Source organism: Qipengyuania sp. JC766, assembly GCF_040717445.1.
Taxonomy (GTDB): domain Bacteria; phylum Pseudomonadota; class Alphaproteobacteria; order Sphingomonadales; family Sphingomonadaceae; genus JC766.
Map to the genome: position 1 here is coordinate 2,151,319 of NZ_JBFEFL010000001.1, position 26,265 is coordinate 2,177,583.

Sequence of the window (26,265 nt, forward strand, 5' to 3'; positions counted from 1 at the left end):
AAAGCTGCTATATACTAGGGCGACCCGCCAATCTGGTCTTTGCGCGCGGTCAGAGTTGGAAAGGTCCGGACCACAATTGACAGCACAAGCGGTACCTCCCGCCGTATCCCTCAGGGATACGGAGCTGGCCGCTTTTACCGTCGCAGGGGCTCCGGACCGGCAAGAAAGGAATCTTCATGGCAAGTGAGGCACCTGCCTTCGATGTCGGCGACTACGTTGTCTATCCCAAGCACGGCGTCGGCCGTGTTATCGAACTGCAGAGCGAGGAAATCGCCGGCATGCAGCTCGAACTGTATGTCCTTCGATTCGAAAAGGAGCGGATGACGCTTCGCGTTCCCACGAACAAGGTCGAGTCGATCGGGATGCGCAAGCTTTCCAGCGACAAGACGCTGAAGGAAGCGATGGAGACCCTGAAGGGCAAGCCCAAGGTCAAGCGCACCATGTGGAGCCGCCGGGCGCAGGAATACGAAGCCAAGATCAATTCGGGCGAGATCAAGCTGATAGCCGAGGTGACGCGCGACCTTTTCCGGCCCGAAGATCAGCCGGAGCAGAGCTATTCGGAGCGCCAGATCTTCGAAGCCGCTTCCAGCCGGCTGGCTCGCGAGCTTGCAGCCATGGAAGAAACGGACGAAGCGACGGCGCTGGAAAAGATCCTCAACGTCCTGCGCGAACACGCGCCGCAATATTACGAGAACACCGAAGAGGCCTGACCGTCCTCGATCCGGATTTAGCGAGAGGGCCATCCGCAAGGGTGGCCCTTTTTTCATGTCTTGCACAAAGAAGACAGGTGTATTATGTGAATAACACACAAGGGAGATGAACCATGAATGCCATCGCCAGGACCCTCGCTGCGGCAACTTTGATGATGGGCGTGACAGGCTGCAATGTCAGCTACTCGAGAAGCTCCAGCGATGGCGTACCCCTGTCCGAGCTCGACATGAGCGGGCAGGCTCCCGCCGGACTCGAACTCGCGGCTCCCGTGACCGTCAGGATCGAGGAAGGTCCGGCCCTTTCCATTACCCCTTCGGGCGACGACGAACTCGTCGCCGCCCTTCGCTACGAGATCGAGGATGGCCAGCTGAAGATCGACCTTGAGGACGGCAACTGGCGGTTCGGAGGCAACGCTTCGATCGTCGTGACGATGCCGGCGCCCCGATCGCTGGAGGTCGACGGGTCGGGCGATATCGAAAGCTTCGCGCTTTCGGGCGATGCCGAGGTCGAGATCGCCGGTTCCGGCGGCATCCAGGTTGATGCGATCGATACCCGATCGCTGGACATCGCGATTGCCGGGTCGGGAGACCTTACCGGGGCAGGCACGACCGATACGATATCGATCGAAATCGCAGGGTCCGGCAATGTAGGGCTGGCCGACCTTCAGGCGGGATCCGGCGATATCGCGATTGCCGGCTCGGGTGACGTTGCATTCGCATCCGATGGAAAAATCTCTGTCAGGATCGCGGGTTCGGGGGACGTCCGGATCACCGGAAATGCGACTTGCGATGTCAGTACGGCTGGCTCGGGAGACGTCATCTGCGCGAACAGCGGCTCGTGAACGTTGCCGATGACGCCGCGGCGCCAAACGCATGCGGCGAAAGGGAGCACTATTGGGCTCAATGGGCGAGAATCAGAGCGATTCGGTAAGCATGATCTGTCATGGTGGGCGAACAAGGAGCCGCCCATGCTCATACGCAACCTGCTGATCGTACCTGCTCTCAGTTCCATCCTTGCCGGCTGTTTGCTCAACACCGCTGCCGATATTGTGACGGCACCTGTCAGGATCGCCAGCAAGGGCGTCGATCTGGTCACGACCAGCCAGTCCGAGGCGGACGAAAAGCGTGGTCGGGAAATTCGCCGCCGGGAAGAGCGCCTCGGGAAGCTGCAACGCGAGCTGGATGATAAGCGGCGGAATTGCTCCAAGGGCTCGGCGAAGGCGTGCCGTCAGGCGGGAAGGATCGAAGAGGAAATGCAGGCTCTGCTTCCCACGATCCCGTCCGAGCCTGACAACCGCTAGCCGTGTCAGGCTGCCGCGCGGCGTAGCCTGTCGTTGATCGCGATGCCGATACCCTCATTCGGTACGGACGCGACGGCGATCTTGGGCTTCGCGGACGAAGCGGCGCGGTGGAGACAGGCGTAGAGGCTCGCCGCGGCCGTCGCGAGATCGCCCTCCGCTGATAGCGACACGTCACCCGCGATCGCACCGAAGCCGATGAAGAACTCGTCATCCTCGGCTCGCAATGCGTCGAGGCGCACCGGTTTGCCGGGCGCGTAGTGGCTCGTCATCTGTCCCGGCGCTTCGAGGGCGCCTTCCGGCGAACTCGACAGCAACGGACCACGTCCGAAATCGCGATGGAGGGCTTCCAGATCGACCGGGCCCGGTCTCAGCTCTTCCCAGCTCCCGTCGCCGCGGATCGCGAGAATGGTCGACTCCAGGCCGTTCTCGCAGTCCGCTCCCCCGTCGAGCACCAGATCGATCCGGCCGTCCAGGGTCCGCAGGACATGAGCGGGACTGGTCGGACTGACGAACCCGCTGCGGTTCGCAGACGGCGCCGCCAAGGGGAAGTCGCACTGTGCCAGAAGGGCCTGCATGACCGGATGGGCCGGACTGCGCAGGGCCACGGTGGGAAGCCCGGCGGTCACGGCCGGGGCCAGCCGGACATCGGATCTTGCCGGAAGGACCAAGGTCAGCGGTGCCGGCCAGTAGCGATCCATCAACTCGGCCGCCCCCGGCGGAAAGTCGGCCAGTTCGCGCGCTGCTTCGCCGTTGGCGACGTGTACGATCAGCGGATTGAAGTCCGGCCGACCCTTGGCCCGGTAAATTGCCGTCACGGCTTCATCGCTGTCCGCACGGGCCGCGAGGCCGAAAACCGTCTCGGTCGGAACGGCGACCAGCCCTCCCCGTTCGAGGATTGCAACCGCCCGGGCGATCCCCCCGGCATCCGCCGCAACCGTTTCCGTAGCGTTCTTGCTGCTCATGGAGACGCGCTATATTCCGGTGATGAACAAGCCAAGCCCGGAGCTTGAAGGAAAGGCATAGTCGTGATTCCCTACTCGCCCGCAACCAAGGACCAGCTGCTCGCCATTCGCGTCAATGCCGGGATCGAGGAGCTCGCCAAGACCGAACGGTTCGAAACGGCCGAACAGGACCTGGTCGAGGCCATCGTCGAAGGCGTGGGACAATTTGCGGCCGGAGAATGGGCGCCGCTCAACCGGATCGGGGACACCGAAGGGGCACGCCTGGAGAACGGCGTCGTGCGCCTGCCCAGCGGCTTTGCCGAGGCCTACGAGCATTATGTCGAGCAGGGTTGGAACGCCATCGACGGTCCCGTGGACTATGGCGGTCAGGGCCTGCCCTTCACGCTGTCCTGCAACGTTCTCGAGAACCTCGGCACCGCCAACATGGCCTTCAACCTGCTGCCGATGTTGTCCGTCGGCGCGACCGAGGCGATCATGGAGCACGGCAGCGACGCGCAGAAATCGCGCTACCTCCCCAAGCTGGTGAGCGGAGAATGGCCGGGCACCATGAACCTGACCGAACCGCAGGCCGGCAGCGATGTGGGCGCCCTGCGCACGACGGCCACCCCGATCGAGGATGGCGAACATGCCGGCAAGTACCGGATCCAGGGACAGAAGATCTACATTACCTGGGGCGATCACGAGCTTGCCGAAAACATCATCCATCTGGTCCTTGCGCGCACACCCGGCGCTCCGGAAGGAAGCCGGGGCATCTCTCTCTTCATCGTGCCCAAATACCATGTGAAAGAGGACGGATCGCGCGGAGCTCGAAACGATCTGCGCTGCGTCAGCCTGGAGCATAAGCTCGGTATCAACGCCTCGCCTACATGCGTGATGAGCTACGGCGACAACGGGGAGTGCATTGGCGAACTGGTGGGGCAGGAAAACCGCGGCCTGATGGCCATGTTCACCATGATGAACAACGCCCGCATCAATGTAGGCAACCAAGGCGTACAAATCGGCGAACGGGCAACGCAGCAGGCCTTCGCCTATGCCACCGACCGCGTCCAGTCCGCGAGGGCGGGCGCGGCCGACCGCGCGGCGGTCGCCATTGCAGAGCATCCGGACGTTCGCCGCATGCTTGTCCGGATGAAATCCCTGACCGAAGCGATGCGCGCCCTTCTCTATTACACGGCCGGGCAAGTCGACCGGGGCACTGCCGGTGACGAAGCAGCTGCCCGCAGGGCCGAAGTCCTCGTGCCTATGTTGAAAGCTTGGGCGACCGACACCGGCATCGATGTCGCGAGCCTCGGGGTGCAGGTCCATGGCGGCATGGGCTTCGTCGAGGAAACGGGCGCCGCCCAGCACTGGCGCGATTCTCGTATCGCGCCGATCTACGAAGGAACGAACGGAATCCAGGCCGCGGATCTCGTGACTCGCAAACTCGGGCTGGAGGACGGTGAAGTCTATGGTGCTCTGATGGAAGAGATCGCGCGCGAATGTGCCGATGAAGCCACGCTCTTTGCGCTGGCCGGCGATTGTGCCGCGGTCGCCAAGTGGATGCGTGAAGAAGCGTCGCTCGACGATCGTCTCGCCGGCAGCGTGCCGTTCTGTGCGATGTCCGCCATTGCGGTCGCCGGGTGGCAGATGGTGAGGCAGCTCAAGGCCATCGAGGATGGGCTTTCGGCCGACCTTGGCCCTGCAAAGGCTGTTACGGTACGCTACTTCCTGAACCATGTGGTCCCGGAAGCGATCGGCATGAAGGCGTCCGCCGTAGCGGGCGCGGAACTGCTCTACAGCATCCCGATGGACCGCCTCGCCAGCTGATCGTCAGAACTGCGGCGGGTTCTCCCGGGCGAACTCCTCACTGAAGGCATCCGCGGGATCGCCCCGCAGCTCGCTCTGCGGTGGGAGGCTTTCCCCGCGTACCCTCTGGATTTCCGCCGCAGGTTGCGCGTTCGGAGCGATGACACGCCAGATGATGCCGGCGGTGTCGTCGCTGACAAGGAGCGCACCGTCTGCCGCCCAGTCCACCCAAGTCGGACGACCGCGCGTGGTGCCGTCTCCGGTGATGAAATCGGTCAGGATCGGAACCGGCTTGCCTTGCGGGTTGCCGCGCTCGTCGAACGCCACATAGACGACGTCGTAACCGGACGCGGGGACCCGGTTCCACGATCCATGCCGCGCAATGAATGCGCCGCGGCCGAAGCGACTTCCCATGCGATTGCCCTGCTCCGAGAACACGAGGCCGAGCGCCGCGACGTGCGGGCCGAGCGCGTATTCCGGCGTACGGGTATAATTGGACAGGTATTGCGGGCGCGGGGCCTCAACTCGCTCGTCCACCCGGTCGCCCCAGTACAGCCAGGGCCAGCCATAATGGGCGCCCACGGGCACGTTGGTCAGGTAGTCGGGGACGAGGTCGGAGCCGAGCATGTCGCGCTCGTTGACCGTGGTCCAGAGTTCGCCGCTCCAAGGGTTCCAGTCCAGTCCGTTGGGATTGCGAAGACCCTGGGCGAAAATGCGCGAAACGCCGGTTTCCAGATTGTATTCATGGATAGCCGCCCGGCCCTGTTCGACCTCCATTCCCTGATCCCCGATATTGGAGACCGAGCCGACCGCGACGTAGATCCGCTCGCCATCGGGATCGAGAATGATGTTGCGCATCCAGTGACCGCCGCCTGGGGGAAGGTCCATCAGCTTTCGCGGTTCGCTGGTGATGGCGGACGCGCCGAGGCGGTAGGGAAAGCTCACCAGCGCGTCGTGATTGGCAATATAAAGCGTGTCGTCGCCCCAGGCGATGCCCGAGGGGGAATCGAGGTTCTCCGTCAGGACGCTGCGCTGGTCGGCGCTGCCGTCGCCGTTCGTGTCGCGCAGCAGGACGAGCTGGTTCGGAGAAGGACCGGCCGCGCCGGCACGCTCGAACAGCAGCCCCTCGATCCAGCCCCGGATACCCCCGCTTTCTTCCTTGGCCGGCGCGCGCGTCAGGGTGACAAGGACGTCGCCATTGGGAAGCGTATGGACCACTCGCGGATGTTCCAGCCCGTCGGCAAAGCGCTGGACCTGCAAGCCTTCGGCCGCAGTGGGAACCTGTCCATCCTCCCAGCCGATCGGCTTCAAGACGTTGACGGTGGGAAACGATTCCGCGTCGGGCGCAGCCAGGGTAGGATCGGTGCCTGTCACGTCCGCCAGCGGAACTTCGGCTTCGTCACCCTGGAGGAGCAGGTAACCGGCGACCCCACCCACCAGGATGAGGACCAGGAGGGCGACGAGGAGTTTCTTGATGAGGCTCATGATAAGGACAATTAAGCGCTGCAAAGGCTTGCGGCAACGGCGCATCGCCCTAGGTGCGAACAATGTTCGATTTTGCACCACCCGCCGATCTGCCCGCCGAGGAACGCTACCGGCAGCTCGCCGATGCGGCCGATGCCCTGACGCAAGGCGAACCCGACGGCGTCGCCAACATGGCCAATCTGGCAGCCTTGATTTGGGAATTCATTCCGGACCTGAACTGGGCGGGTTTCTATCGCGTCGTCGACGGGGAACTGGTGCTGGGACCGTTCATCGGCCGGCCGGCCTGCATTCGCATCCCGATGGGTAAGGGGGTCTGCGGAACCGCTGCGCAGACGGGTGAAACCCAGCGGATCGAGGACGTACATGCCTTCCCCGGACACATCGCCTGCGATGCGCAAAGCCAGTCAGAACTGGTCGTGCCGATCGTCCGTGACGGAAAGGTTGTGGCGGTGATCGACCTCGACAGCCCAAAGCCTGCCCGCTTCACCGAGGATGATGCGAACGGCGTGGAACAACTCGCAGCGCGAATCGGCTCCCGCATCTGACGCGCTCCATGGCGCGTGACCCGATACGGGACATGCGCGTCTGGTGCGATTCTCTGCTTCTCCGACATGGTATACCTCAGGTTAACGCGTGCGATTCGCACCCGACCCGGAAAGGATGCCTGTGATGAAGTACCGCTCGATCACGTCCGCGTGTGCCGCCATGGTCGCGCTGACGGCAACTGCGCCCGCCCTTGCCCAACCCGAAATGGGTTACGAGGACGATGCCTACGAATATGCAGTTCCGGTCGAAGGTGCGGATCAGGTTATCTATCGCGACGCTCCACTGCAGCCAGATGCCGGCGAGTACGAGACGCCGTACTGGGAAAATTCGGCAGATCCGCGCTGGTCTGAAGCGGATGCTGCCGCCTATCGCGAGCACGCTTCCTATCCTGGTTACGCCGCCCCAATGGCTTACGACCGGGATGAGTGGGTCGGACGGTGCTACGCCGAAGTCCGCGCCGGCGACTATGACGGGGCCGACGACGGCAAGGCGGTCGGCGGGGTCTTGGGCGCTCTGGCCGGTGGCTTCGTCGGCAACCGGGTAGCCGACGGCAACAGGCTGGCCGGAACTCTGATCGGTGGTGGTATCGGTGCCTTGGGCGGCCTCGCGATCGGTTCGGCCATCGATTCATCGACCGACGAACATGAAATCCGCCGGTATTGTGACTCCGTCTACGATCGGCACTACGGCGGATACGAACAGGCCGGCGCGGATTACGCCGGCGGTTACTACACCGAAGGCGATCACGGGTATGCCTATGCCGCTCCGCTGGGGCATGCCTACCCTTACGCGAACTATCAGCATGCCTATGGCGCCTATGGCTATCAGCATGGCTATGCGCAGACTTATGTCGCCCGGCCCGTCATGCTCGTTCCGGTATTGGTGGCCGTGCCGCAGCGCCGCGTCGTGCGCGAATACGTGACCGAGGAAGTGGTGGTCGAGCGCAAGCCGACCTACCGCAAGGAAGTCGAATACAAGAAGCAGCCCGTGCGTTACCGCAAGGCGGCACCTGCTCCGAAGGCCAAGAAGGTCAGATACGCCAACTAAGCGGAAAGCATTGCGAAGCGGATCACACCCTAGAAAGTGATCCGCTTCCGGAACTCAGATCTCGCCACCGCTCAGGCGCTGGCACAGCATGTCCAGCTGATCGAGCGACTTGTAACGGATCGTCACGGCGCCCGATTTGGGATCGGCATCGGCCGTAATCTTCACGCTGAGGCCAAGGCAGGCCTCGAGTTCATCCTGGACCGCACGAATATCGGCATTGTCGTTCGATGGCTGAGAAGTTGCGCCGCGCGACTTCTGCTTGCGCGTTCCGGCACCCTTGGCGAGCTTTTCCATGTCCCTGACGGTCAGGCCCTTTGCCACCGCCTCTTTCGCGAGCCTCTCGGCATCCTCGTTCCCGATCAGCGCCCTTGCATGGCCCATGCTCAAAGCGCCTTGGACCACAAGGTCCCGCACGGATTGCGGTAGCTGCAGCAGCCGTTGAAGATTGGCGACGTGGCTGCGGGACTTGTCGACCAGCTTGCCGATTTCCTTCTGGGATAGTCCTTCCTTGTCGGCAAGCTGTTGATATGCCTGCGCTTCTTCGACCGGGTTGAGATCCTCGCGCTGGATATTCTCGATCAGGGCGAGAGCCATGATCTCCCGCTCTTCGAGCTCCCGGACGATCGCCGGGATCTGATGAAGCCTGGCCTTTTGTGCCGCACGCCACCGGCGCTCGCCCGCCACGAGCTGGTACCGGCCACCGGCCAGTGGCCTTACGATGATGGGCTGGATCACGCCGCGCTGCGCGATCGAGGCCGCAAGCTCTTCGAGCGCATCCTCGTCGAAATGGGTACGCGGCTGGCCCGGCAGCGGCTCGATAGACGCGACGGGTAGCGACGCGAGGCCGCCCTTTGCCGCATCCGCGGAGGCAATCGTTCCGCCCTCCGACGACAGGTCCACCTTCGCTTCCGTACGGGTCTCGCCCATGAGCGCCCCGAGGCCTCTGCCCAGTTTCTTCTTGCGATCGGTGCCCTTGCCGGCTGGCGACGCCTGGTCGGGTGCATTCTGCGCGCTCATGCGGCGGCCCTTTCTGCCGGAAGACGGCCTATCAGTTCTCTTGCCAGCGCCATGTAAGCCCGGCTGCCACGACAGCTATGATCGTAAATCAGGGCGGGAACTCCGTGACTCGGTGCTTCCGATAGGCGGACATTGCGCGGAATGACCGACTCGAACACCAGATCGCCGAGGCAATCCCGGACATCGTCGGAAACCTGATCGGTCAACCGGTTGCGCTTGTCGAACATGGTCAGAGCCACCCCGATGATGCCGAGCGAGGGGTTGAAGCGCTCCCGCACCTGTTCGACAGTCTGGAGAAGCTGGCTCAGCCCCTCCAGGGCAAAGAACTCACATTGCAGCGGAACGAGCAGCGTGTTCGCAGCACAAAGGGCGTTCAGGGTAAGCAGTCCTAGCGACGGCGGACAATCGATAAAACAGATGTCGTGACCGGAATGCGTAGACAAGGCTTGTCGCATCCGTCCGGTGCGGTGGGGGACATCGACCAGTTCCACTTCGGCGCCACTCAAATCGACTGTCGCCGGAACCAGATCGAGCTTGGGAATACCGGTCGAATGAATGGCACTGGCAATCGAAGCATCATCAACCAGCACGTCGTAGCTGGAAAGCTTGCGCTCGCCGGACGATACGCCAAGCCCGGTGGATGCGTTGCCTTGGGGGTCACAGTCGACAAGGAGTGTCCGCCAACCCGTTGCCGCCAGCGCGGTCGCGAGGTTCACGGCGGTCGTCGTCTTGCCCACCCCGCCCTTCTGGTTCGCAATCGCAATGGTGATCATGGTAATTCTCCGGCTCGAATCTGGCCTCTACCCACAATGATTCCGGCGTCCGCCGAGGTCAACGACTGTTTCACGTGAAACACTTGCTGAAGTCGCTCGGGAAGAGCTCTGATTTCTTGCTCCGCAGATCGCCCCTTGGGCAACACCCAAGCCGTTTCGGATGTGGAGAAGCGAGCGGACAACTTGAGCAATTTTGCGAGCGGTGCGAATGCCCTTGCGGATATCACTCCGGCGTCCTGCCGTGGGACGGTCTGGAGCCTTGATGCCTCAATGGATACATTCGGCAGTTGCAGGCGGGCGACCATTTGGACCAGCCAGTTGGTGCGCTTTTGTCGCTCCTCGATCAGAACGAATTTTAGTTCAGGTCGCATGACCGCGAGTACCAATCCGGGCAGGCCCGGACCCGAGCCGAGATCCAGCCAAGGGGATGTTCCACGTGAAACATGCTCCAAAAGCTGCGCGCTATCGGCGATATGGCGTTGCCAGATGATTTCGACGGTAGGTTCCGCGATCAGGTTCTGGTTCCGGTTCTCCGCTATCAGACCGTCAACCAACCTTCCCAGATTGGCAAAAGCCGATACGTTGCAGAGAGCGCGAACGTAGTCGCGCGCCTGTTCTTCGGATTGGATGGTACTCACGCCGCCTGGTCGTTTCGCCGGCGGGCCTGCACCAGGATCGCGGCGAGTGCGGATGGCGTGATCCCGGCGACCCGGCTCGCTGCGGCCATGTCTTGCGGCCTTGCGTTCGAAAGCCGTTCGACCATCTCGTTGGAAAGCCCCGGGACGGTCGTATAGTCGAAATGGCGTCCCAAAGACACGGCCATGCCCGATTGGAGGTCGCGCAGTTCGGCGTCCTGTCGAACCAGATATGGCTCATAAAGAGCGTCCTCTGCCAGCTCCTCCATGACCGAACTGTCCAAATTAATATCCCCGAGCAGGGGTGCAATCGATTCGGGCGTCACACTTTCGAGCCGCAACCAATCCTTCAGGCTTCGTCCCGGCTGATCGAGGCGCACGTCGATTTCCGCGTCCTTCAGTTCCTTGGCCGTGGCGGTACGTGCCAGCCCTTTCCGCAATGTCGCTGTCGCCTCGGCACGCCGCTCGAACCAGCGCCTGCGTTCGTCGCCAATGCATCCCGCTCCGATGCCAAGCGGCGTGAGCCTAGTATGCGCATTGTTCGCTCTCAGCCGGAGGCGATACTCCGCCCGAGCGGTGAGCATGCGATAGGGTTCGCTCACCCCATGAAGCGTGAGATCGTCGATCATGACTGCGATATAGGAGTTGCTCCGGTCGAGGGCCGGCGCTTGGGTATCGCATTCAGCCGCGGCTGCCGCGAGTCCCGCGACGAGCCCTTGCGCAGCCGCTTCCTCGTACCCGGTTGTGCCGTTAATCTGACCCGCACAATATAGGCCGGGTATGGCTTCCACCTGAAGGGAACTGTCGAGCGCTCTCGGATCGATGTGATCGTACTCGACCGCATAGCCCGGGACCGCCATTTCCACGTGTTCGAGCCCCGGCATGGCGCGAAGCATGTCATGCTGCACATCGACTGGCAGCGATGTACTGATGCCATTGGGATATATCAGTGGGCTATCCAGCGCTTCGGGCTCCAGGAAAATCTGGTGCCCGTCCCGATCTCCGAAACGATGGATCTTGTCTTCGATCGACGGGCAATAGCGCGGGCCCGCCGCCCCGATCGCACCCGAAAACAATGGCGAACGATCGAGGTTCTTCCGGATGATCTCGTGCGCCGCTTCGGTCGTTCTGGTGATCGCGCAAAACAGTTCCGGATTCTTCCGCCGCTTCGTCAGCGGCGACATGGTCCAGTCATTGGCCTCGGACGGCTGAACATCCAGTTGCGCCCATTCGATTGTCCGCCCGTCGAGGCGTGGCGGGGTACCGGTCTTTAGCCGGGCGAGCGGCAAATCCGCCTCGCGCATTTGCAGCCCTAGGCGCGATGCAGCCGCTTCGCCGATCCGCCCGCCTTCGAAACGCTCTTCGCCGCGGAACAGCTTGCCGCCCAAAAATGTGCCTGTGCAGAGGATGACACGCGGCGCGGAGAGGAGCGTGCCGTCGGAAAGCTCCAGGCCGCCGACCCGGCCGCCTTCGAGCCGGAGAGCCGCAACCTCACCCTCGACGACCACGAGTCCCTCCTGCGTCGCGACGAAGGACTGAACGCTTTCGCGAAAGAGGCGCCGATCCGCCTGGATGCGGGGGCCCCATACGGCGCTTCCCTTCGAGCGGTTGAGCATTCGGTAGTGTATCGCCGCTGCGTCGGCCGCCCGGCCGATCACGCCGTCCAGCGCATCGACCTCGCGCACAAGATGGCCCTTTCCGAGCCCGCCGATGGCCGGATTGCAGCTCATCGCGCCGACGGTGTCTTTGTCGAACGTGACCAACGCTGTCGCCGCGCCCATGCGCGCCGCCGCACGTGCGGCTTCGACGCCGGCGTGGCCGCCGCCGACAACAAGGACCTGAAATTCGTTCATGGGCGCCATTTACGCCTGTTGGTTTAAGCGGTCAAAGACTGTCGGACGTTTCACGTGAAACACCTACTTGCCGATGCAGAACCGCCCGAACAGATGGTCCAGCATCGCCTCGGTAGACTTGAGCCCGAGGATCGCGTCGCATGCCGAAAGACACTCGCGCAGGTTCTCGGCAACCAGCAGAAGGTCGCTACCGTCCTCCGCTCGCTCCAGCGCACCCCGCGCCACAACGAGATGCGCGCGTTGTCTTTCGTTCCACGCATTACGTCCCTGTGCCGGGACGAGCGAGCTTCCGGCTTGCTCGGCGATCCGAAGGAGAAGATCCTCGACGCCCCGTCCGGTCCTGGCCGACACGACGACATCCGCGGCCGACTTTCGCGGCGTATCGGGGAGATCGGCCTTCGGCTCTACCTCCCATGCGCCCGTCGGACCCTCGCCTTCCGGACCGAGCCACAGAACAAGATCCGCCTTGGCCAGTTGATCGCGCGCCTTGGAAATGCCGATGCCTTCCGCCTCGTCGGCCACGTCGTCGCGCAGGCCCGCCGTGTCGGAGAAGACCACCGGTACGCCGCGGATACTGACCGGTCGCTCCAGGACGTCCCTTGTAGTGCCCGGGCTCGCCAGTGCGATAGCGACGTCTTCGCCTATCAAAGCATTGAAGAGGCTGGACTTTCCGGCATTTGGCGGGCCGGCGAGGACCACGCGGTAACCGTCGCGCATACGCTCCGCCCTCGGCGCGTCCAGTTCTGCCGCTATTTCGCCCGCAAGAGCCGACACATCTTCGCGGAAGGATTGCGGCAGCTCGCTCACATCGTCCTCGTCCGAAAAGTCGAGGATGCTTTCGACTGTTGCGGACAGGGTCAACGCCCGTTCGCGCCAGCCGTGGACCTTCCGGGAGATGACCCCGCCGACCGCCGACATCGCCGCGCGGTGCTGCAATTCGGTTTCCGCTTCGAGCAGGTCGGCCAGCCCTTCCGCTTCGGCCAAGTCCAGCCGGCCGTTGGCGAACGCGCGGCGGGTGAATTCCCCTGGCTCCGCCTTCCGAAGGCCCGGTAGTGTCGCGAGCGCCTGTTCCACGACGGTTACGACCGCCCTACCCCCGTGCAAATGCAGCTCCGCGCAATCCTCACCCGTTGCCGAGGCCGGACCGGGAAACCACAGGACCAGCGCGCGGTCGAGGACCTGACCGTCCGCTCCCGCCAGCGTCCTGAGCGATGCGTGGCGCGGCTGCGGCAGACTGCCGGCGAGCGCTTTCACGGCGGAGCCGGCGTCAGGCCCCGTAATGCGCATGACGGCGATCGCGGCCGGGGGGCTGCCGCTCGACAGGGCGAAGATCGTGTCCATCGTCAGGCGCGGGTAACGCGGGTGCGCAATCAGTCCTTCGACCTGGCCGGCTTGTCCCCGGTGGCAGGTCCGGTCGCCGCATCCAGGAAGGTCTGGAACAGCTTGAAGCCCACCTGCCCCATGGGGGCGAGCTGGCGCGCGAACTGCTGCATCTGTTCGGGGTTGGCCGCCCCCTTCATCGCATTGGTCACGGCATCCATGTAGACGTCGTTCGCCTTGCCAACGTCCGGCAGACCCATGAAGGCGCGCGCCTCTTCGGGCGTGCAATCGATTTCCACTTGGACCTTCATGGCGTTTTCTCCGTTATCGTGGTGTCCATGACCGCATTTGGGCACGAATTTCCCTGCCCGCAAGCACGACCGACCAAGGAGAGAACCCCCGATGACCGCCAACACGCAGATTTCCACGCTCGACCAAGACGGCGAGTTCGCCGCCTATGTCGCTCGCCCCGAAAGCAAGCCGCGCGCGGCGATCGTCGTGATACAGGAGATCTTCGGCATCAACGCCGGCATCCGTCGCAAGTGCGACCTGCTGGCGGAAGACGGCTATCTCGCCGTCGCACCCGACCTGTTCTGGCGTCTCGAGCCGGGCATCGAGCTCGATCCGGACATCGAACCGGAATTCCAGCGCGCGCTCGACCTGATGGGCAAGTTCGACCAGGACATGGGCGTCCGCGATATCGAGGCCGCCATCGAATGGGCGCGCGACGACATGGAAGAGGGCAAGGTCGGCGCGGTCGGCTACTGCCTCGGCGGGCGGCTCGCCTACATGACCGCCGCACGGACCGGTTCGGATGCAACCGTCGGTTACTATGGCGTCGGCATCGACGAACTGCTGCGCGAAAAGGACGCGATCGCCAATCCGCTGATGCTGCATATCCCGACGGAGGACGGCTTCGTCGACAAGGACACGCAGAAAGCGATGCACGAAGGGCTGGACGACCACCCCAAGGTGACGCTGTACGATTACGAAGGGCTCGACCACGGCTTCGCGACCGAGTTCGGGGAGCGGCGCAGCGAGGAAGCGGCGCAGCTGGCGGACAAGCGCACGGCCGAGTTCTTCGCAAAGCATCTGGGCTGATACCCGTCCCATGCGCGCGCTGACGCCCTGGCGGTTCATCATCCCGTCGGGCCTGCTGGTCCTGACGGCCCTGGCAATCTGGCTGGGGCCGGTCTGGCTCGCAGTCGTCCTCGGCGCCCTCACCGCGCTGGCGCTGTGGGATTTCGTGCAGCGGCGCCATACCTTGCGACGCAATTTCCCGCTGATCTCCCGGGTTCGTTGGCTGATGGAGGACCTGCGGCCCTTCGCGCAGGCCTATGTGGTGGAAGACGACCTCGACGGGCGTCCCTTCAACCACCAGGAGCGCAGCCTGATCTACGCCCGCGCCAAGGGGGAGCTGGACAAGCACCCGATGGGGACGGAGCTGGACGTCTATTCGGACGAGTACGAATGGCTCAGCCACTCCATCGTGCCGAACGATCGCGCACCCGATACCTGGCGGACCACGATCGGCGGGCCCGATACGCGCAAGCCCTACAATTCCGCCCTGCTGAACATTTCGGCGATGAGCTTCGGCTCGCTTTCCGCCCGTGCGATCGAGGCGCTCAACCTGGGCGCCGCGATGGGCGATTTCGCGCACAATACGGGCGAAGGCAGCATCAGCAAGTACCACCTGGCCCATGGCGGCGACCTGATCTGGGAAATCGGGTCGGGCTTCTTCGGGTGCCGCACGGACGATGGCGGTTTCGATGCGGGCCGGTTCGCGTCCAACGCTACGCGCGACGTGGTGAAGATGATCGAGATCAAGCTGAGCCAGGGTGCCAAGCCGGGGCATGGCGGCGTCCTGCCGGGGGAAAAGGTGACGGCCGAAATCGCCCGGGCGCGCGGCGTGCCCGAAGGCAAGACAGTCACCTCGCCCGCGGCCTTCTCCACCTTCGCCACCCCGATCGAATTGCTCGAATGGCTGGCACGCCTGCGTGAACTGTCGGACGGCAAGCCGGTCGGCCTCAAGCTGTGCGTGGGCAAGCCGCACGAGGTGTTCGCTCTCGCCAAGGCCATGCTGGAAACCGGCATCACGCCCGATTTCATCACGGTGGACGGCGCGGAAGGCGGAACCGGTGCCGCACCGCTGGAACTGTCGAACAGGGTCGGCATGCCGCTGCGCGAAGGGCAGATCTACGTGCGCAACGCACTCGTCGGCACGGGACTGAAGGACAGGGTCCACCTCGCCGCTTCGGGCAAGATCTATTCCGGCGCTCAGATGGCCGCAGCCTACGCGCTGGGGGCGGACTGGTGCAATGCGGCGCGTCCCTTCATGTTTGCGCTGGGCTGCGTGCAGTCCATGCAGTGCCATACGGATCATTGCCCCACCGGAGTCGCCACCCAGCAGGCCTGGCGCCAGAAGGGCCTGGTGGTGGAGGACAAGGGACCGCGCGTGGCGCGCTTCCAGCAGCAGACGCTCAAGTCGCTGCGCGAAATCGTGGTCGCGATGGGTCTTTCGTCACCATGGGAAATCGAACCGCGCGACTTGCGCGAACGGCTCAACGGGGCGCGCAGCGACGCGATGAATGCGATCTACACCTTTGCGGAGCCGAACCAGCTGCTCGAAGACCCCGATTCGCTCGCCTTCGCGCATCACTGGCACGGCGCGCGGGCCGATACCTTCAAGCGAATGAGCTGAGCCGGACTGGGGTCAGTTCAGGACGGCGAAATTCAGCACCGACTGGCGCAGGTGCCCGTCGAAGCGTTCCGGCAGCAGTCCTGCGATTTCCTCGCGCCGCCGGTCGCGGTCGTGGTTCAACGAGATGCGCTTCATCGCCCAGTCGGGAAAGGTGCGATCCTCGACTCGGGCATCGTCGATCTTCACGATCCCGCTGTGGCGCGGATCGGACCCGATACGTCGCATGAGCGCGTTGAGATCCTCGCTCGCCCCCTCGAGGACCTGCAGGAAATTGCGGCCGTTGTAGAGGAGGAAACCGGTGATCCCAACATGGGCGTTTCTGCGCATGGCCGACTGGAGGATAGCGTCCACATTCGCTTCCTCCAGCGCCTCGGCCGTGCTGATGTAGGCAATCCTGATCATTGCGACTGAACCCGACTGAGCGCCCTACTGGTTCATCGTGTCGAAGAAATCTTCGTTGGTCTTGGAATCCTTCATCTTGTCGAGGAGGAATTCCATCGCGTCGATCGTGCCCATCTGCATGAGGATGCGGCGAAGGACCCACATCTTGGACAGCTTGTCTTTCTCGACCAGCAGCTCCTCCTTGCGGGTGCCGGACTTGCCGACATCCAGCGCCGGGAAGATGCGCTTGTCGGCGACCTTGCGGTCGAGCACGATTTCGGAGTTACCCGTGCCCTTGAATTCCTCGAAGATGACTTCGTCCATGCGGCTGCCGGTATCGATCAGCGCGGTCGCGATGATGGACAGCGATCCGCCTTCCTCGATATTGCGTGCCGCACCGAAGAAGCGCTTGGGACGCTGCAGCGCGTTCGCGTCGACACCGCCCGTCAGCACCTTGCCCGAGGACGGCACCACGGTGTTGTAGGCGCGGCCGAGACGCGTGATCGAATCGAGCAGGATCACGACGTCCTTCTTGTGCTCGACCAGGCGCTTGGCCTTTTCGATCACCATTTCGGCGACCTGCACGTGGCGCTGCGCCGGCTCGTCGAAGGTGGAGGAAATGACTTCACCGTTCACGGAACGCTGCATGTCGGTCACTTCTTCCGGCCGTTCGTCGACCAGCAGGACCAGCAGGAAGACTTCCGGATGGTTGTCCGTGATCGCCTTGGCGATGTTCTGCAGCAGCACGGTCTTACCGGTTCGCGGCGGCGCGACGATCAGTGCGCGCTGGCCCTTGCCCTGCGGGCTGATGAGGTCGATCACGCGGGCCGACTTGTCCTTCACCGTCGGATCGAGCGTGTCGAGGTTGAGCTTCGATTCCGGGTAGAGCGGCGTGAGGTTGTCGAAATTGGTGCGCATGCGCACCTGCTGCGGATCCTCGTAATTGACCGTGGCAAGGCTGGTCAGCGCGAAATAGCGCTCCCCTTCGCGCGGGGCGCGGATCTCGCCTTCGACCGTGTCACCGGTCCTGAGGCCCCATTTGCGGACCTGGTTGGGCGACACGTAGATGTCGTCCGGTCCGGCGAGGTAGTTCGCTTCCGGGCTGCGCAGGAAGCCGAAGCCGTCCTGCAGCACCTCGATGGTGCCGATGCCCATGATCTTCTCTTCGTATTCCTCGTCCTCCGCCAGTTCGCGAAGGATGCAGAACATCAGGTCCTGCCGCCGCATGGTGCCGGCCGCTTCGACCCCGAGTTCCTCGGCCATGGAGACCAGTTCGGCGGGCGCTTTCGCTTTGAGTTCTTTGAGATGCATGATTCAGGTAATTTTCCGATAGGTAGGACGGCCGGATCGATCGATGGGCTTGGAGAAAGCGGATCGAGGCGCAGGACTTGGAAGGGCGCCGGTTCCGGATACGGGGTTGCAGATACTCGCTTGGCGAAGGGCCGTCAATCGACCTCGGCGGGCCACGATGGTTTGCGCGGGGGCCGCCTCGGGGTCAGAAGGGCTTCACCACCGCCAGGATGACGATCAGCGCCGCGGCGACGGCCGGGACTTCGCCCCACAGCCGCAGCTGCCGGTCCGTCAGCGGACGTTCGCCCCGCGCCATCTTCTTGGCCTGCACGACCATCCAGCCGTGATACCCGCTCAGCGCCAGCACCAGCAGCAGCTTCGCATGGAACCAGCCCATGGTGTAGGCGCCGATCGCGACCATCATCAGCAGGCCGAACGTCCAGACGATGATGAGGCTGGGCGTCAGGATCATCTTGCGCAGCAGGGCGCTGCGCCCGGCCCAGAGCGCCTCTTCCTCGGACCCGGGCGCGCTGGGATGCATGTAGACCAGCTGGCGCGGGAGCATGAACAGGCCCGCCATCCAGAAGATCACAAAGATGATGTGCCCGGCGGTCAGCCAGCCTGCGGCGTAGATCTGGAAGAGAGCGTCCTGCATGGTGCCGATCTAGGAAACGCGAGGGCCCGCGTCACCCCTCCTCCTGCCGGACGATCCGCAAAAGCTGCTCGACATGCGCGACAGGTGTGCGCCGGTCGATCCCGTGGCCCAGGTTGAGGACATGCGGCCGCCTGGAAAACGCCGCCAGGATATGGCGCGCCCGCCGGTCCAGCGCCTCGCCGCCCGCCAGCAGCAGAAGCGGATCGAGATTGCCCTGCACCGGCAGGTCGGGCGGCAGGATCGCCGCGGCCCATTCGGGATCGATCGTCTCGTCTATCCCGAGCGCATCGACTCCCGTTTCCAGCGCGTAGAGCGGCAATTTCTCGCCCGCACCTTTCGGGAAACCGATCACCGGGACGTCCGGATGGCTCGCGCGGATTTCCGACACGATGCGCCGCGTGGGTGCGATCACCCAGCGCGCGAACTCATCGGGCGCGAGGCTCCCGGCCCAGCTGTCGAACAGCTGCACCGCTTCCGCGCCCGCATCGATCTGGCCCCGCAGGTAGCCGATCGTGCGATCCGCGATCCGGTCGATGATCGCCTGCATCGCAGCGGGGTCGCGATAGGCGAGCGAGCGCGCATCGTGCTGGTCCCGGCTGCCCTCGCCAGCGATCATGTAGGTCGCAACTGTCCACGGACTGCCGGCGAACCCCAGCATCGTCACATCGTCCGGCAGGCGCTGGCGACACAGGCGGACGGTCTGGTAGACCGGATCGAACCGTTCGGGATGTTCGGTCAGCGCATCGAGCGGTTCATCGACAAGTCGCGGACACAATCTGGGCCCCTCGCCGGCCAGGAATTCCAGGTCCTGGCCCATCGCATGGGGGACGATCAGGATGTCCGAAAACAGGATCGCGCCGTCGAAACCGAACCGCCGGATCGGCTGCAGGGTCACTTCGGCAGCCGCCTCGCTATCGTAGACGAGGTCCAGGAAACCGCCCTTTTCCGCCCGCAAGGCACGATATTCGGACAGGTAGCGCCCCGCCTGGCGCATGAGCCAGACGGGCGGGATTTCGCATCGCTTTCCGCGCAGCGTATCGAGGATCGGACCGGGCATGGATCAGGTCATTCCAAAATAAATGAAATTTATAAAGAGGATGTAGGAGTCTGTTGGCCCTGTGGAATACGGGGACAAACCGCCCCTGCCGCAATTCTCCCGCCTTTGCCACCCGTCCCGGCCGATCCGAATCGCGGGGCTGCTTGAGTCAAAGACTCGTTTTCCCGCTTACCCACACCCTGTTGGGAACCGGTGCGACGGTCGATAAGCACCCGGAATTTATTCGGCATAGCGAGGAGGAAAACCGTCCCCGAACTTGTCGCCAGAGTCATGCCGTGGTTTATGCCCGTGCTGTCCACAAGCCGCCGAACGAGCGTCGCCACGCATGAACCGCCTTCACCTCCATCTCGTATCCGATTCGACCGGCGAGACGCTGGAGATGGTCGCAAAGGCGGCGCTCGCCCAGTTCGAAAACGCGGAGGTTACCCGTCATTTCTGGCCGATGGTCCGCTCGCGCCAGCACCTGGAGCGGATCGTCCCGGAACTCGCCAGCCATCCCGGGCTGGTGCTCTTCACGCTGGTGAATGCTGAGACGCGGCGCCTGCTGGAGGACCACTGCCGCCGGCTCAGCCTGCCCATGGTGCCGGCACTCGATGCAGTGACCGACGCGCTCGAGGCCCAGCTAGGCCAGGAAGCGCACGGCAAGCCCGGCCGCCAGCACCTGATGGACGATGCCTATTTCCGGCGGGTCGAGGCGATCCACTATACCATCGCCCATGACGACGGTGTCGGGTGGGAAAACTGGGGCGAGGCCGACATCATCCTTGCCGGCGTGTCGCGCTCGTCCAAGACCCCGACCAGCATCTATCTCGCCAATCGCGGATACAAAACGGCCAACATCCCCCTCGTGGTGGAAAGCCCGCCGCCCCCGCTCCTGTTCGAATTGCGCAAGCCGATGATCGTTGGCCTCACCACGGCGCCCGAACGGCTGGTCCAGATCCGGCGCAACCGGCTTCTCAGCCTGAACGAGGGAACGCAAACTTCCTATGTCGATTCGGAGCGCGTGCGCAACGAGGTGCAGTACGCACGCCGCCTGTTCGCGGATAATGGCTGGCCGGTGATCGACGTGACTCGCCGGTCGATCGAGGAAACCGCGGCCGCTGTCATCCGCCTGCATAACGAACGAGGATCGGGCGACGGTAGCCGCAAGAGCGGGACCCGGCCGATCTAATGCTGGTCCTTGCATCCCAGAGCCAGTCGCGATCGGCGATGTTGCAGGCGGCGGGTATCGCGTTCGAGGCGGTGCCGGCCGAGGTCGACGAGCGGGCGCTGGAGCGTGAGATGGAGGGCGCCGATCCGACGGAGATCGCGCAGGCTCTCGCCGCCGCCAAGGCCGCGGCAGTGTCGGCCATGCGCCCGGACGATCTGGTGCTGGGGAGCGACAGCCTCGTGACTGTCGAAGGCGAGCGGTTCGACAAGCCAGCCAGCCGGGAAGATGCTGCACGTCACTTGCGCTATTTCTCGGGAAGGACCCTCCGGCTGCACAGCGCTGCCGCCCTCGCGACAGGCGGCCGGATCGACTGGATTGGCAGCGACATGGCCAGCCTCGGCGTGCGGGAGCTGAGCGACGCCTTCATCGAGGATTATCTCGCTCACGAATGGCCGCAGGTCGCGGGATGCGTCGGCGTATTCCGCATCGAGGCGCGCGGCGTGCTCCTGTTCGACCGGATCGTCGGCGACCATTTCACCATTCTGGGCATGCCCCTCATCCAGGTTCTCGCCGCCCTGCGGGAAAGGGACGTGCTGGAGTGACGGCGTGGGCAGAAGTCATCGGGGATCCCATCACGCAGTCGAAATCTCCTGCGATTCACGGGTTCTGGATCGAGCAACTCGGGCTGGATGCCCGGTACGAGGCAAGACTCGTGCATGCCGATGGTCTGGCAGACTATCTGGACGCACGACGCGGCGATGCGGACTGGTGCGGCTGCAACGTGACCATGCCGCACAAGCAGGCGGTGCTGGATTTTCTCGACGAAGTGGACCCGGTGGCGGCCCGGATCGGCGCGGTGAACACCATCGTCCGGCGGACTAACGGCACGCTTGTGGGTACCAACACCGACATGAGCGGCTTTCTCGAGCCGGTGATGGGCGAACTCGCTTCCCGGCACCTGTTCCGCATGGCGCGGGTGCTGGGGACGGGCGGTGCGGCGCGCGCCATCGTCGCCGGGCTGGCCGAGCATGGGTTCACCATCGTCCTTGCGGGACGCGATCCGGAAAAGGCGCGAGGCATTCTCGATACGCTCGCACCGACCGGGGAGCATTATGCCGTGCAGCTGGATCATTTTGCCGGTCCGACGGATTTCGCCTTCGACGATCGGTCCCAGTGCCTGGATCTCGTGGTCAATGCCTCTCCACTCGGGATGCGCGGCCAGCCTGCGCTCGCGTTCGACTGGAGCCATGCACCCCCCGGATCGATCGCCTACGATATCGTGACAGATCCCGTGGCCACGCCCTTCCTTGACGGGGCGCGGGCACGAGGGCTCGCCACGATCGATGGCCTTGCGATGCTGGTCGGGCAGGCGGCCGGAGCTTTCGAATTGTTCTTCGGCATGAAGCCGCCGCGCGATCGCGACGCCGAACTCAGGGACATGTTGGCCCGATGAGCGCCCCCCGGATTATCGGCCTGACCGGCTCGATCGGCATGGGAAAGTCCACCGTCGCCGCGATGTTCGCCGACGAGGGCGTCCCGGTCTTCGACGCCGATGCCGAAGTCCGCGCGATGCAGGGTGCCGGGGGCGAGCTGGTCCCGGCCATCGAGACCGCCTTTCCCGGAAGCACGGACGGCAACGGCGTGATGCGCGACGTTCTGGGCAGCCGTGTCTTCGGCGATCCGGAAGCTCTCGCGCGGCTCGAGGCGATCGTGCACCCCGCGGTCGCGGAGAGGCGGTCGGCCTTCCTGAAGGACAATGAAGACGCGCCGTTCGTCCTGTTCGATATCCCCCTCCTGTTCGAGAAAGGCGGAGATCGGGGACTCGACAGGATCGTGGTCGTCTCTGCCCCCTCCGCTGTCCAGCGCGAAAGGGTGCTCGCGCGTGACGGCATGACGGCGGACAGGTTCGAGAAAATCCTGCAGCTGCAGATGCCGGATTCCGACAAGCGCGCCCGGGCCGATCACGTCATCGATACGGGTGTCCCGCTCGAGCAGACCCGCCGCAAAGTGCGCGCCCTCGTTGCGCAACTGCGAGAGGAACTGTGACAAACAGGATACCGGCCTTGCAGGGCGCCGCCGATCGGCGGATATTGGGGTCATGCGCGAGATAGTATTCGATACCGAGACGACCGGCTTCGATCCCAAGACGGGCGACCGGATGGTCGAGATCGGCTGCGTCGAGCTCGTCAATCGCCTGCCCACCGGCAAGACGCTACAGCTCTATTTCAATCCGGAACGGGCCATGCCGCCGGGGGCCTTCGCCGTGCATGGCCTGTCCGACACGTTCCTGGCGCAAAAGCCGCTTTTTCGCGACCAGGTCGAAGAGATCCTCGAATTCTTGGAGGATTCGCCGCTCGTTGCGCACAATGCCGGGTTCGACATGGGCTTTCTCAACGCCGAACTGGCGCTGTGCGAGAGGGATGCGATTGATCTGGGGCGCATGATCGATACCGTGGAAATGGCGCGCAAGCGGCATCCGGGCGGGCAGAACTCGCTCGACGGCCTGTGCAAGCGCTACGGGATCGACCGGAGCCACCGCGTCAAGCACGGGGCGCTGCTGGACGCGGAATTGCTGGCCCAGGTCTACATCGAACTGACCGGCGGGCGGCAGATGGGGCTCTCGCTGGCTGCCGAAGCCGCCCGGACCGCCGAAGCGGCACCGGCCCGGATCGTGCGCAGCACACGGCCATACAGGGCGCCGCGACCGCACGCCGCGTCGGCTGCGGAACTTCAGCGACACGAAGCCTTTATCAAGGCCATGGATAATCCCATCTGGAGCAGATAGCGTCAGTCACGCTTTCACGGGAAAGAGGTGCCAATGGATATTCGGGTTTCTGGTCATCAGGTGGACACCGGCGAAGCGCTGCAGGACCATGCGGAAGAACGCCTCACGGGCATCGTCGAGAAATATTTTCCGCGCGCGCTGTCCTCCCACGTCACCTTCGGCAAGGCGCCGGGCGGCGCCTTCACCTGCGATATCGTGACCCATGTGATGCAGGGCGTGATCGTGAAAGGCCACGCGGAAGCGCACGATGCCCACCAGGCCGTCGACCAGGCCGCGACGAAGATCGACAAGCAGTTGCGGCGGTACAAGCGGCGCCTGACCGACCGCCACGCGCAGGCGGATCACGCGGCGCGCGAGGAAGAGGCGGCCTACACGATCTTCGCATCCGAGGACGTGGAAGAGGAGATCGAGGCTGACGCGCCGCCGATCATTGCCGAAACGCGTGTCGACATTCCCGAATCGAGCGTTGCCGATGCCGTTATGATGCTGGACCTGCGCGATACGAACGCCCTGTTCTTCAAAAATGCTGGAACCGGACGGCACAATATGGTCTATCGCCGCCACGACGGATCGATCGGGTGGGTAGAACCCCGCTAACCCGGCATCCCCGCCGCAATTACGGCGCTTTACCCTTCCGGTGCCTGGTGGCGCCGGACAATTGCCTGGACCAATGCTCGACGCATATCTCAAACTTGTCCCGCAGGCGGTCGCGTTTGCGCGCGCATCCGGCAAGCCGGACGTCCTTTCGCAAACCGCGAACATTCTCGCCGACTGCTACGACGTTTCCCCGCATGCCGTCCTCGAAGGGCTGCAGGATCGCGAAGCGCTCGGCAGCACGGGCTTCGGCCGCGGTGTCGCGATACCCCATGCCCGTCTGGCGGAACTCAACCGTCCGGTCGCGATCGTCGTACGGCTCGAAAAGCCGGTCGATTTCGCAGCGGCGGACGGCCTGCCGGTGGAACTGGTCTTCGGCCTCGTCTCGCCCGAAGGCGCGGGCCAGGCCCATTTGCACGCACTTGCCGCCCTCTCGCGGCTGGTGCGCGACGACAGTGTCCTCGAAAGCCTGCTGGCCGAAACCACGCCGGAAGGGCTCTACGCCTTGCTGAGCGATGCAGCCGATCGCGATGCCGCCTGAGCCGAACTCCGGCGAACAGGCCCATTTCCGGGCGCTGGAGCGGCTTTACGCATCGGCCCCTGTCAACTCGCTGTTCGCATCGAGGCTGGCGATCGAATCGCGCGGACATGCCCGACTGGTCTTCGACGTGACCGAGCAATCCTACCACGCGGCGGGCGCTGCCCATGGCACCATCTATTTCAAGATGCTGGACGATGCGGCCTTCTATGCTGCGAACACGCTCGTCAGCGACCGTTTCCTGCTGACCACGTCGTTCAACCTGCATTTCACCAAGCCTGTCAGGATCGGCCAGGTCGTCGCCGAAGGTCGCTGGGTCAGCGGCAAGAGGCGCGTGTTCGTGGCCGAGGCGCGGCTCGTGGACGAGGAAGGGGACGAGATCGGGCGCGGCACCGGCACGTTCATGCGTTCGCACATCCCGCTTTCCGGCCTTCCGGGATACCAGACCGATCACCCGCGTGACTGACGATCGCCTGCCCGCGCATCTGGAAGTTGGCGGGCTGGTGCGCGCAGTGCAGGCTGCCGGCGGGTTTGCGACCGTCCTTTCGAAAGGAGAGCGGGATGCCGGCACGATTGCCCTCGTGTTGCTCGATCGCCACGGGCCCGCCCGCTTCATGGAGCGTATGCCGCAGCTGGACGGCAGCCGGATTTTCACCTGCACGCGCGAGCAGGACACTGAAAATGCAGGGGAATTCGACGCCTATGTATCCCGGCGCGCAGCTTCCGACCCCGATCTCTGGGTGGTCGAACTGGATGTCGCGAGTCCGGAACGTTTTGCCGCAATGCAGCAGAAATAGGTTGACCTGATTTCAGTTGAAACTATCTGGCGGCTCGCAACTTCCGATTAGCGCACGCATCCGGATGGCACTGAGGCCGTCCTGAGAGCACGCAGACGGGGGCCGGACCACAGGTTTTCTACCGTTACAAATGCCCGGACCGTTTCCGGGTTCCGACCTGCGCAGGACCGTCCACCGCCGTAACTTGCGGGATCAATGAAGCGTAAGACTTGTTTCACGGGCCTTCTGGGCCTGGGTACCATGGCGTTCGTCGCTTTCGGCAGTGCCGAAATTTCCGACGCCCACGCCGAAGACAGCTGGACGCCGGAACGCGCCGTCGTCGAATCCACCCTCGATACGATCACGGTCGTTCCGCCGGTCGATCCGGCTCTGGACGGGCTTGCCGCGGACCAGGATGCCGCTCTCGAGGAATTGCAGCCTGACGAACAGGTGGACGCGCCGGAAACCGTGCGCGCGGCGAGCCTCCAGGAACTCATCCGGACCGTCGATACCGGGGCGCGCCTGTCGCGCGAGATGGAGTGCCTCGCCGGCGCCGTGTATTTCGAATCGCGCGGCGAACCCGTGGACGGCCAGCTGGCCGTGGCCCGGGTGGTGATGAACCGCGCGAGTTCCGACGTATTTCCCGACAGCTATTGCGACGTCGTCTACCAGCGCAAGCAGTTCAGCTTCGTCCGCGGCGGGAAGATGCCCCGCATCGTTCGGGGCAGCGCGGCCTGGCAGCGCGCCAAGGCCATCGCCCGGATCGCCCACGAAGGGCTTTGGGACAGCGAGGCCGGCGATTCCCTCTATTTCCACGCGCGCTACGTCACGCCGCGCTGGAGCCGTACCAAGACCCGCCTGGCGGCAATCGACACCCACATCTTCTATCGCTGACGCGGGCCGA

The 26,265-nt window shown here is 64.1% G+C and carries 30 protein-coding genes; 18 read left to right on the forward strand and 12 right to left on the reverse strand.

The features are described 5' to 3' along the window. Positions 1 to 176 precede the first annotated feature (176 nt). The 3 genes from AB1K63_RS10355 (at position 177) to AB1K63_RS10365 (ending at position 2,011) form a co-directional block, all read left to right on the forward strand. Positions 177 to 710, forward strand: coding sequence for a CarD family transcriptional regulator (locus AB1K63_RS10355; protein ID WP_366960046.1), 534 nt, complete (start codon positions 177 to 179; stop codon positions 708 to 710). 113 nt (positions 711 to 823) lie between these two features. Further along, a complete protein-coding gene (locus AB1K63_RS10360; RefSeq protein WP_366960047.1) occupies positions 824 to 1,552 on the forward strand; it encodes a head GIN domain-containing protein in 729 nt (242 codons plus the stop codon). 126 nt (positions 1,553 to 1,678) lie between these two features. Then, positions 1,679 to 2,011, forward strand: a complete 333-nt coding sequence (locus AB1K63_RS10365; RefSeq protein WP_366960048.1) for a hypothetical protein — start codon at positions 1,679 to 1,681, stop codon at positions 2,009 to 2,011. A gap of 5 nt (positions 2,012 to 2,016) precedes the next feature. On the opposite strand, the gene AB1K63_RS10370 is transcribed toward AB1K63_RS10365, so the two are convergent. Further along, positions 2,017 to 2,973, reverse strand: a complete 957-nt coding sequence (locus tag AB1K63_RS10370) for an L-threonylcarbamoyladenylate synthase (protein WP_366960049.1) — start codon at positions 2,971 to 2,973, stop codon at positions 2,017 to 2,019. Positions 2,974 to 3,039: 66 nt separating this feature from the next. On the opposite strand from AB1K63_RS10370, the gene AB1K63_RS10375 reads away from it, so the two are divergent. After that, positions 3,040 to 4,779 (forward strand): acyl-CoA dehydrogenase, encoded by a 1,740-nt coding sequence (locus AB1K63_RS10375; RefSeq protein ID WP_366960700.1) that lies wholly within the window; start codon positions 3,040 to 3,042, stop codon positions 4,777 to 4,779. 3 nt (positions 4,780 to 4,782) lie between these two features. Here the strand turns inward: AB1K63_RS10375 and AB1K63_RS10380 are convergent, their stop codons facing one another. Continuing rightward, complete coding sequence (locus tag AB1K63_RS10380) at positions 4,783 to 6,243, reverse strand: sorbosone dehydrogenase family protein (protein ID WP_366960051.1); 1,461 nt, start codon at positions 6,241 to 6,243, stop codon at positions 4,783 to 4,785. Positions 6,244 to 6,305: 62 nt separating this feature from the next. Here AB1K63_RS10380 and AB1K63_RS10385 point away from each other — a divergent pair, with 62 nt between their 5' ends. After that, on the forward strand, positions 6,306 to 6,788 hold the full coding sequence (locus tag AB1K63_RS10385; protein ID WP_366960053.1) for a GAF domain-containing protein: 483 nt from the start codon (positions 6,306 to 6,308) through the stop codon (positions 6,786 to 6,788). A 124-nt stretch (positions 6,789 to 6,912) separates the two neighbouring features. Next, entirely contained in the window at positions 6,913 to 7,836 is a 924-nt protein-coding gene (locus AB1K63_RS10390; protein WP_366960054.1) for a glycine zipper 2TM domain-containing protein, read from the forward strand. A gap of 54 nt (positions 7,837 to 7,890) precedes the next feature. Here the strand turns inward: AB1K63_RS10390 and AB1K63_RS10395 are convergent, their stop codons facing one another. The 6 genes from AB1K63_RS10395 to AB1K63_RS10420 form a co-directional block, all read right to left on the reverse strand. After that, positions 7,891 to 8,853, reverse strand: coding sequence for a ParB/RepB/Spo0J family partition protein (locus AB1K63_RS10395; RefSeq protein ID WP_366960055.1), 963 nt, complete (start codon positions 8,851 to 8,853; stop codon positions 7,891 to 7,893). After that, positions 8,850 to 9,626, reverse strand: coding sequence for a ParA family protein (locus AB1K63_RS10400; RefSeq protein WP_366960056.1), 777 nt, complete (start codon positions 9,624 to 9,626; stop codon positions 8,850 to 8,852). Before AB1K63_RS10400 ends, AB1K63_RS10395 begins: the two co-directional genes overlap by 4 nt. After that, complete coding sequence (gene rsmG, locus AB1K63_RS10405) at positions 9,623 to 10,264, reverse strand: 16S rRNA (guanine(527)-N(7))-methyltransferase RsmG (protein ID WP_366960057.1); 642 nt, start codon at positions 10,262 to 10,264, stop codon at positions 9,623 to 9,625. The genes AB1K63_RS10400 and rsmG overlap by 4 nt, the downstream gene beginning before the upstream one ends. Further along, the gene (gene mnmG / locus AB1K63_RS10410) at positions 10,261 to 12,114 is read right to left on the reverse strand and encodes a tRNA uridine-5-carboxymethylaminomethyl(34) synthesis enzyme MnmG (protein ID WP_366960701.1); all 1,854 of its coding nucleotides are present in this window, start codon (positions 12,112 to 12,114) and stop codon (positions 10,261 to 10,263) included. Before mnmG ends, rsmG begins: the two co-directional genes overlap by 4 nt. A 63-nt stretch (positions 12,115 to 12,177) precedes the next feature. After that, on the reverse strand, positions 12,178 to 13,455 hold the full coding sequence (mnmE, locus tag AB1K63_RS10415) for a tRNA uridine-5-carboxymethylaminomethyl(34) synthesis GTPase MnmE (RefSeq protein WP_366960058.1): 1,278 nt from the start codon (positions 13,453 to 13,455) through the stop codon (positions 12,178 to 12,180). Between the two features lie 29 nt (positions 13,456 to 13,484). Beyond that, on the reverse strand, positions 13,485 to 13,745 hold the full coding sequence (locus tag AB1K63_RS10420) for a DUF6489 family protein (RefSeq protein ID WP_366960059.1): 261 nt from the start codon (positions 13,743 to 13,745) through the stop codon (positions 13,485 to 13,487). A 91-nt stretch (positions 13,746 to 13,836) separates the two neighbouring features. Here AB1K63_RS10420 and AB1K63_RS10425 point away from each other — a divergent pair, with 91 nt between their 5' ends. After that, positions 13,837 to 14,535 (forward strand): dienelactone hydrolase family protein, encoded by a 699-nt coding sequence (locus AB1K63_RS10425; protein WP_366960060.1) that lies wholly within the window; start codon positions 13,837 to 13,839, stop codon positions 14,533 to 14,535. A 10-nt stretch (positions 14,536 to 14,545) separates the two neighbouring features. After that, entirely contained in the window at positions 14,546 to 16,135 is a 1,590-nt protein-coding gene (locus tag AB1K63_RS10430) for an FMN-binding glutamate synthase family protein (RefSeq protein ID WP_366960062.1), read from the forward strand. 12 nt (positions 16,136 to 16,147) lie between these two features. Here the strand turns inward: AB1K63_RS10430 and AB1K63_RS10435 are convergent, their stop codons facing one another. From AB1K63_RS10435 to hemE, 4 genes are all read right to left on the reverse strand, one after another. Next, a complete protein-coding gene (locus AB1K63_RS10435; protein WP_366960063.1) occupies positions 16,148 to 16,537 on the reverse strand; it encodes a BLUF domain-containing protein in 390 nt (129 codons plus the stop codon). 24 nt (positions 16,538 to 16,561) lie between these two features. After that, entirely contained in the window at positions 16,562 to 17,827 is a 1,266-nt protein-coding gene (rho, locus tag AB1K63_RS10440; RefSeq protein ID WP_366960064.1) for a transcription termination factor Rho, read from the reverse strand. A 184-nt stretch (positions 17,828 to 18,011) separates the two neighbouring features. Further along, a complete protein-coding gene (locus AB1K63_RS10445; protein ID WP_366960066.1) occupies positions 18,012 to 18,461 on the reverse strand; it encodes a CopD family protein in 450 nt (149 codons plus the stop codon). A gap of 31 nt (positions 18,462 to 18,492) precedes the next feature. Beyond that, positions 18,493 to 19,518, reverse strand: a complete 1,026-nt coding sequence (gene hemE / locus AB1K63_RS10450) for a uroporphyrinogen decarboxylase (RefSeq protein WP_366960068.1) — start codon at positions 19,516 to 19,518, stop codon at positions 18,493 to 18,495. Positions 19,519 to 19,843: 325 nt separating this feature from the next. On the opposite strand from hemE, the gene AB1K63_RS10455 reads away from it, so the two are divergent. The 10 genes from AB1K63_RS10455 (at position 19,844) to AB1K63_RS10500 (ending at position 26,255) form a co-directional block, all read left to right on the forward strand. After that, positions 19,844 to 20,689: a pyruvate, water dikinase regulatory protein gene (locus tag AB1K63_RS10455; protein WP_366960069.1), complete on the forward strand. Its 846-nt coding sequence runs from the start codon at positions 19,844 to 19,846 to the stop codon at positions 20,687 to 20,689. After that, positions 20,689 to 21,270: a Maf family protein gene (locus tag AB1K63_RS10460; protein ID WP_366960070.1), complete on the forward strand. Its 582-nt coding sequence runs from the start codon at positions 20,689 to 20,691 to the stop codon at positions 21,268 to 21,270. Before AB1K63_RS10455 ends, AB1K63_RS10460 begins: the two co-directional genes overlap by 1 nt. Further along, positions 21,267 to 22,121, forward strand: a complete 855-nt coding sequence (locus AB1K63_RS10465) for a shikimate dehydrogenase (protein WP_366960071.1) — start codon at positions 21,267 to 21,269, stop codon at positions 22,119 to 22,121. The genes AB1K63_RS10460 and AB1K63_RS10465 overlap by 4 nt, the downstream gene beginning before the upstream one ends. Next, on the forward strand, positions 22,118 to 22,714 hold the full coding sequence (coaE, locus tag AB1K63_RS10470; protein WP_366960073.1) for a dephospho-CoA kinase: 597 nt from the start codon (positions 22,118 to 22,120) through the stop codon (positions 22,712 to 22,714). Before AB1K63_RS10465 ends, coaE begins: the two co-directional genes overlap by 4 nt. A gap of 52 nt (positions 22,715 to 22,766) precedes the next feature. Further along, on the forward strand, positions 22,767 to 23,453 hold the full coding sequence (dnaQ, locus tag AB1K63_RS10475; protein ID WP_366960074.1) for a DNA polymerase III subunit epsilon: 687 nt from the start codon (positions 22,767 to 22,769) through the stop codon (positions 23,451 to 23,453). A gap of 33 nt (positions 23,454 to 23,486) precedes the next feature. Then, positions 23,487 to 24,050 (forward strand): ribosome-associated translation inhibitor RaiA, encoded by a 564-nt coding sequence (gene raiA / locus AB1K63_RS10480; protein ID WP_366960076.1) that lies wholly within the window; start codon positions 23,487 to 23,489, stop codon positions 24,048 to 24,050. A gap of 73 nt (positions 24,051 to 24,123) precedes the next feature. Beyond that, complete coding sequence (locus AB1K63_RS10485; protein ID WP_366960078.1) at positions 24,124 to 24,588, forward strand: PTS sugar transporter subunit IIA; 465 nt, start codon at positions 24,124 to 24,126, stop codon at positions 24,586 to 24,588. Continuing rightward, entirely contained in the window at positions 24,578 to 25,051 is a 474-nt protein-coding gene (locus AB1K63_RS10490; RefSeq protein ID WP_366960080.1) for a PaaI family thioesterase, read from the forward strand. The genes AB1K63_RS10485 and AB1K63_RS10490 overlap by 11 nt, the downstream gene beginning before the upstream one ends. After that, positions 25,044 to 25,382, forward strand: a complete 339-nt coding sequence (locus AB1K63_RS10495; protein ID WP_366960081.1) for a DUF1491 family protein — start codon at positions 25,044 to 25,046, stop codon at positions 25,380 to 25,382. The genes AB1K63_RS10490 and AB1K63_RS10495 overlap by 8 nt, the downstream gene beginning before the upstream one ends. A 195-nt stretch (positions 25,383 to 25,577) precedes the next feature. Continuing rightward, positions 25,578 to 26,255 (forward strand): cell wall hydrolase, encoded by a 678-nt coding sequence (locus AB1K63_RS10500; RefSeq protein ID WP_366960083.1) that lies wholly within the window; start codon positions 25,578 to 25,580, stop codon positions 26,253 to 26,255. The last annotated feature ends 10 nt before the right edge of the window (positions 26,256 to 26,265 follow it).

Excerpts from the sequence above, each read along its gene's own strand:
- AB1K63_RS10365 (WP_366960048.1), top strand. The coding sequence starts at position 1,679 with ATGCTCATACGCAACCTGCTGATCGTACCTGCTCTCAGTTCCATCCTT.
- AB1K63_RS10500 (WP_366960083.1), top strand. The coding sequence starts at position 25,578 with ATGAAGCGTAAGACTTGTTTCACGGGCCTTCTGGGCCTGGGTACCATG.
- AB1K63_RS10355 (WP_366960046.1), top strand. The coding sequence starts at position 177 with ATGGCAAGTGAGGCACCTGCCTTCGATGTCGGCGACTACGTTGTCTAT.
- AB1K63_RS10425 (WP_366960060.1), top strand. The coding sequence starts at position 13,837 with ATGACCGCCAACACGCAGATTTCCACGCTCGACCAAGACGGCGAGTTC.
- AB1K63_RS10385 (WP_366960053.1), top strand. The coding sequence starts at position 6,306 with ATGTTCGATTTTGCACCACCCGCCGATCTGCCCGCCGAGGAACGCTAC.
- dnaQ (WP_366960074.1), top strand. The coding sequence starts at position 22,767 with ATGCGCGAGATAGTATTCGATACCGAGACGACCGGCTTCGATCCCAAG.
- AB1K63_RS10380 (WP_366960051.1), bottom strand. The coding sequence starts at position 6,243 with ATGAGCCTCATCAAGAAACTCCTCGTCGCCCTCCTGGTCCTCATCCTG.
- AB1K63_RS10370 (WP_366960049.1), bottom strand. The coding sequence starts at position 2,973 with ATGAGCAGCAAGAACGCTACGGAAACGGTTGCGGCGGATGCCGGGGGG.
- AB1K63_RS10390 (WP_366960054.1), top strand. The coding sequence starts at position 6,913 with ATGAAGTACCGCTCGATCACGTCCGCGTGTGCCGCCATGGTCGCGCTG.
- AB1K63_RS10430 (WP_366960062.1), top strand. The coding sequence starts at position 14,546 with ATGCGCGCGCTGACGCCCTGGCGGTTCATCATCCCGTCGGGCCTGCTG.
- raiA (WP_366960076.1), top strand. The coding sequence starts at position 23,487 with ATGGATATTCGGGTTTCTGGTCATCAGGTGGACACCGGCGAAGCGCTG.
- mnmG (WP_366960701.1), bottom strand. The coding sequence starts at position 12,114 with ATGAACGAATTTCAGGTCCTTGTTGTCGGCGGCGGCCACGCCGGCGTC.
- AB1K63_RS10360 (WP_366960047.1), top strand. The coding sequence starts at position 824 with ATGAATGCCATCGCCAGGACCCTCGCTGCGGCAACTTTGATGATGGGC.
- AB1K63_RS10490 (WP_366960080.1), top strand. The coding sequence starts at position 24,578 with ATGCCGCCTGAGCCGAACTCCGGCGAACAGGCCCATTTCCGGGCGCTG.
- AB1K63_RS10420 (WP_366960059.1), bottom strand. The coding sequence starts at position 13,745 with ATGAAGGTCCAAGTGGAAATCGATTGCACGCCCGAAGAGGCGCGCGCC.
- rho (WP_366960064.1), bottom strand. The coding sequence starts at position 17,827 with ATGCATCTCAAAGAACTCAAAGCGAAAGCGCCCGCCGAACTGGTCTCC.
- AB1K63_RS10460 (WP_366960070.1), top strand. The coding sequence starts at position 20,689 with ATGCTGGTCCTTGCATCCCAGAGCCAGTCGCGATCGGCGATGTTGCAG.
- AB1K63_RS10485 (WP_366960078.1), top strand. The coding sequence starts at position 24,124 with ATGCTCGACGCATATCTCAAACTTGTCCCGCAGGCGGTCGCGTTTGCG.
- coaE (WP_366960073.1), top strand. The coding sequence starts at position 22,118 with ATGAGCGCCCCCCGGATTATCGGCCTGACCGGCTCGATCGGCATGGGA.
- AB1K63_RS10395 (WP_366960055.1), bottom strand. The coding sequence starts at position 8,853 with ATGAGCGCGCAGAATGCACCCGACCAGGCGTCGCCAGCCGGCAAGGGC.
- AB1K63_RS10435 (WP_366960063.1), bottom strand. The coding sequence starts at position 16,537 with ATGATCAGGATTGCCTACATCAGCACGGCCGAGGCGCTGGAGGAAGCG.
- hemE (WP_366960068.1), bottom strand. The coding sequence starts at position 19,518 with ATGCCCGGTCCGATCCTCGATACGCTGCGCGGAAAGCGATGCGAAATC.
- AB1K63_RS10400 (WP_366960056.1), bottom strand. The coding sequence starts at position 9,626 with ATGATCACCATTGCGATTGCGAACCAGAAGGGCGGGGTGGGCAAGACG.
- AB1K63_RS10445 (WP_366960066.1), bottom strand. The coding sequence starts at position 18,461 with ATGCAGGACGCTCTCTTCCAGATCTACGCCGCAGGCTGGCTGACCGCC.
- mnmE (WP_366960058.1), bottom strand. The coding sequence starts at position 13,455 with ATGGACACGATCTTCGCCCTGTCGAGCGGCAGCCCCCCGGCCGCGATC.
- AB1K63_RS10455 (WP_366960069.1), top strand. The coding sequence starts at position 19,844 with ATGAACCGCCTTCACCTCCATCTCGTATCCGATTCGACCGGCGAGACG.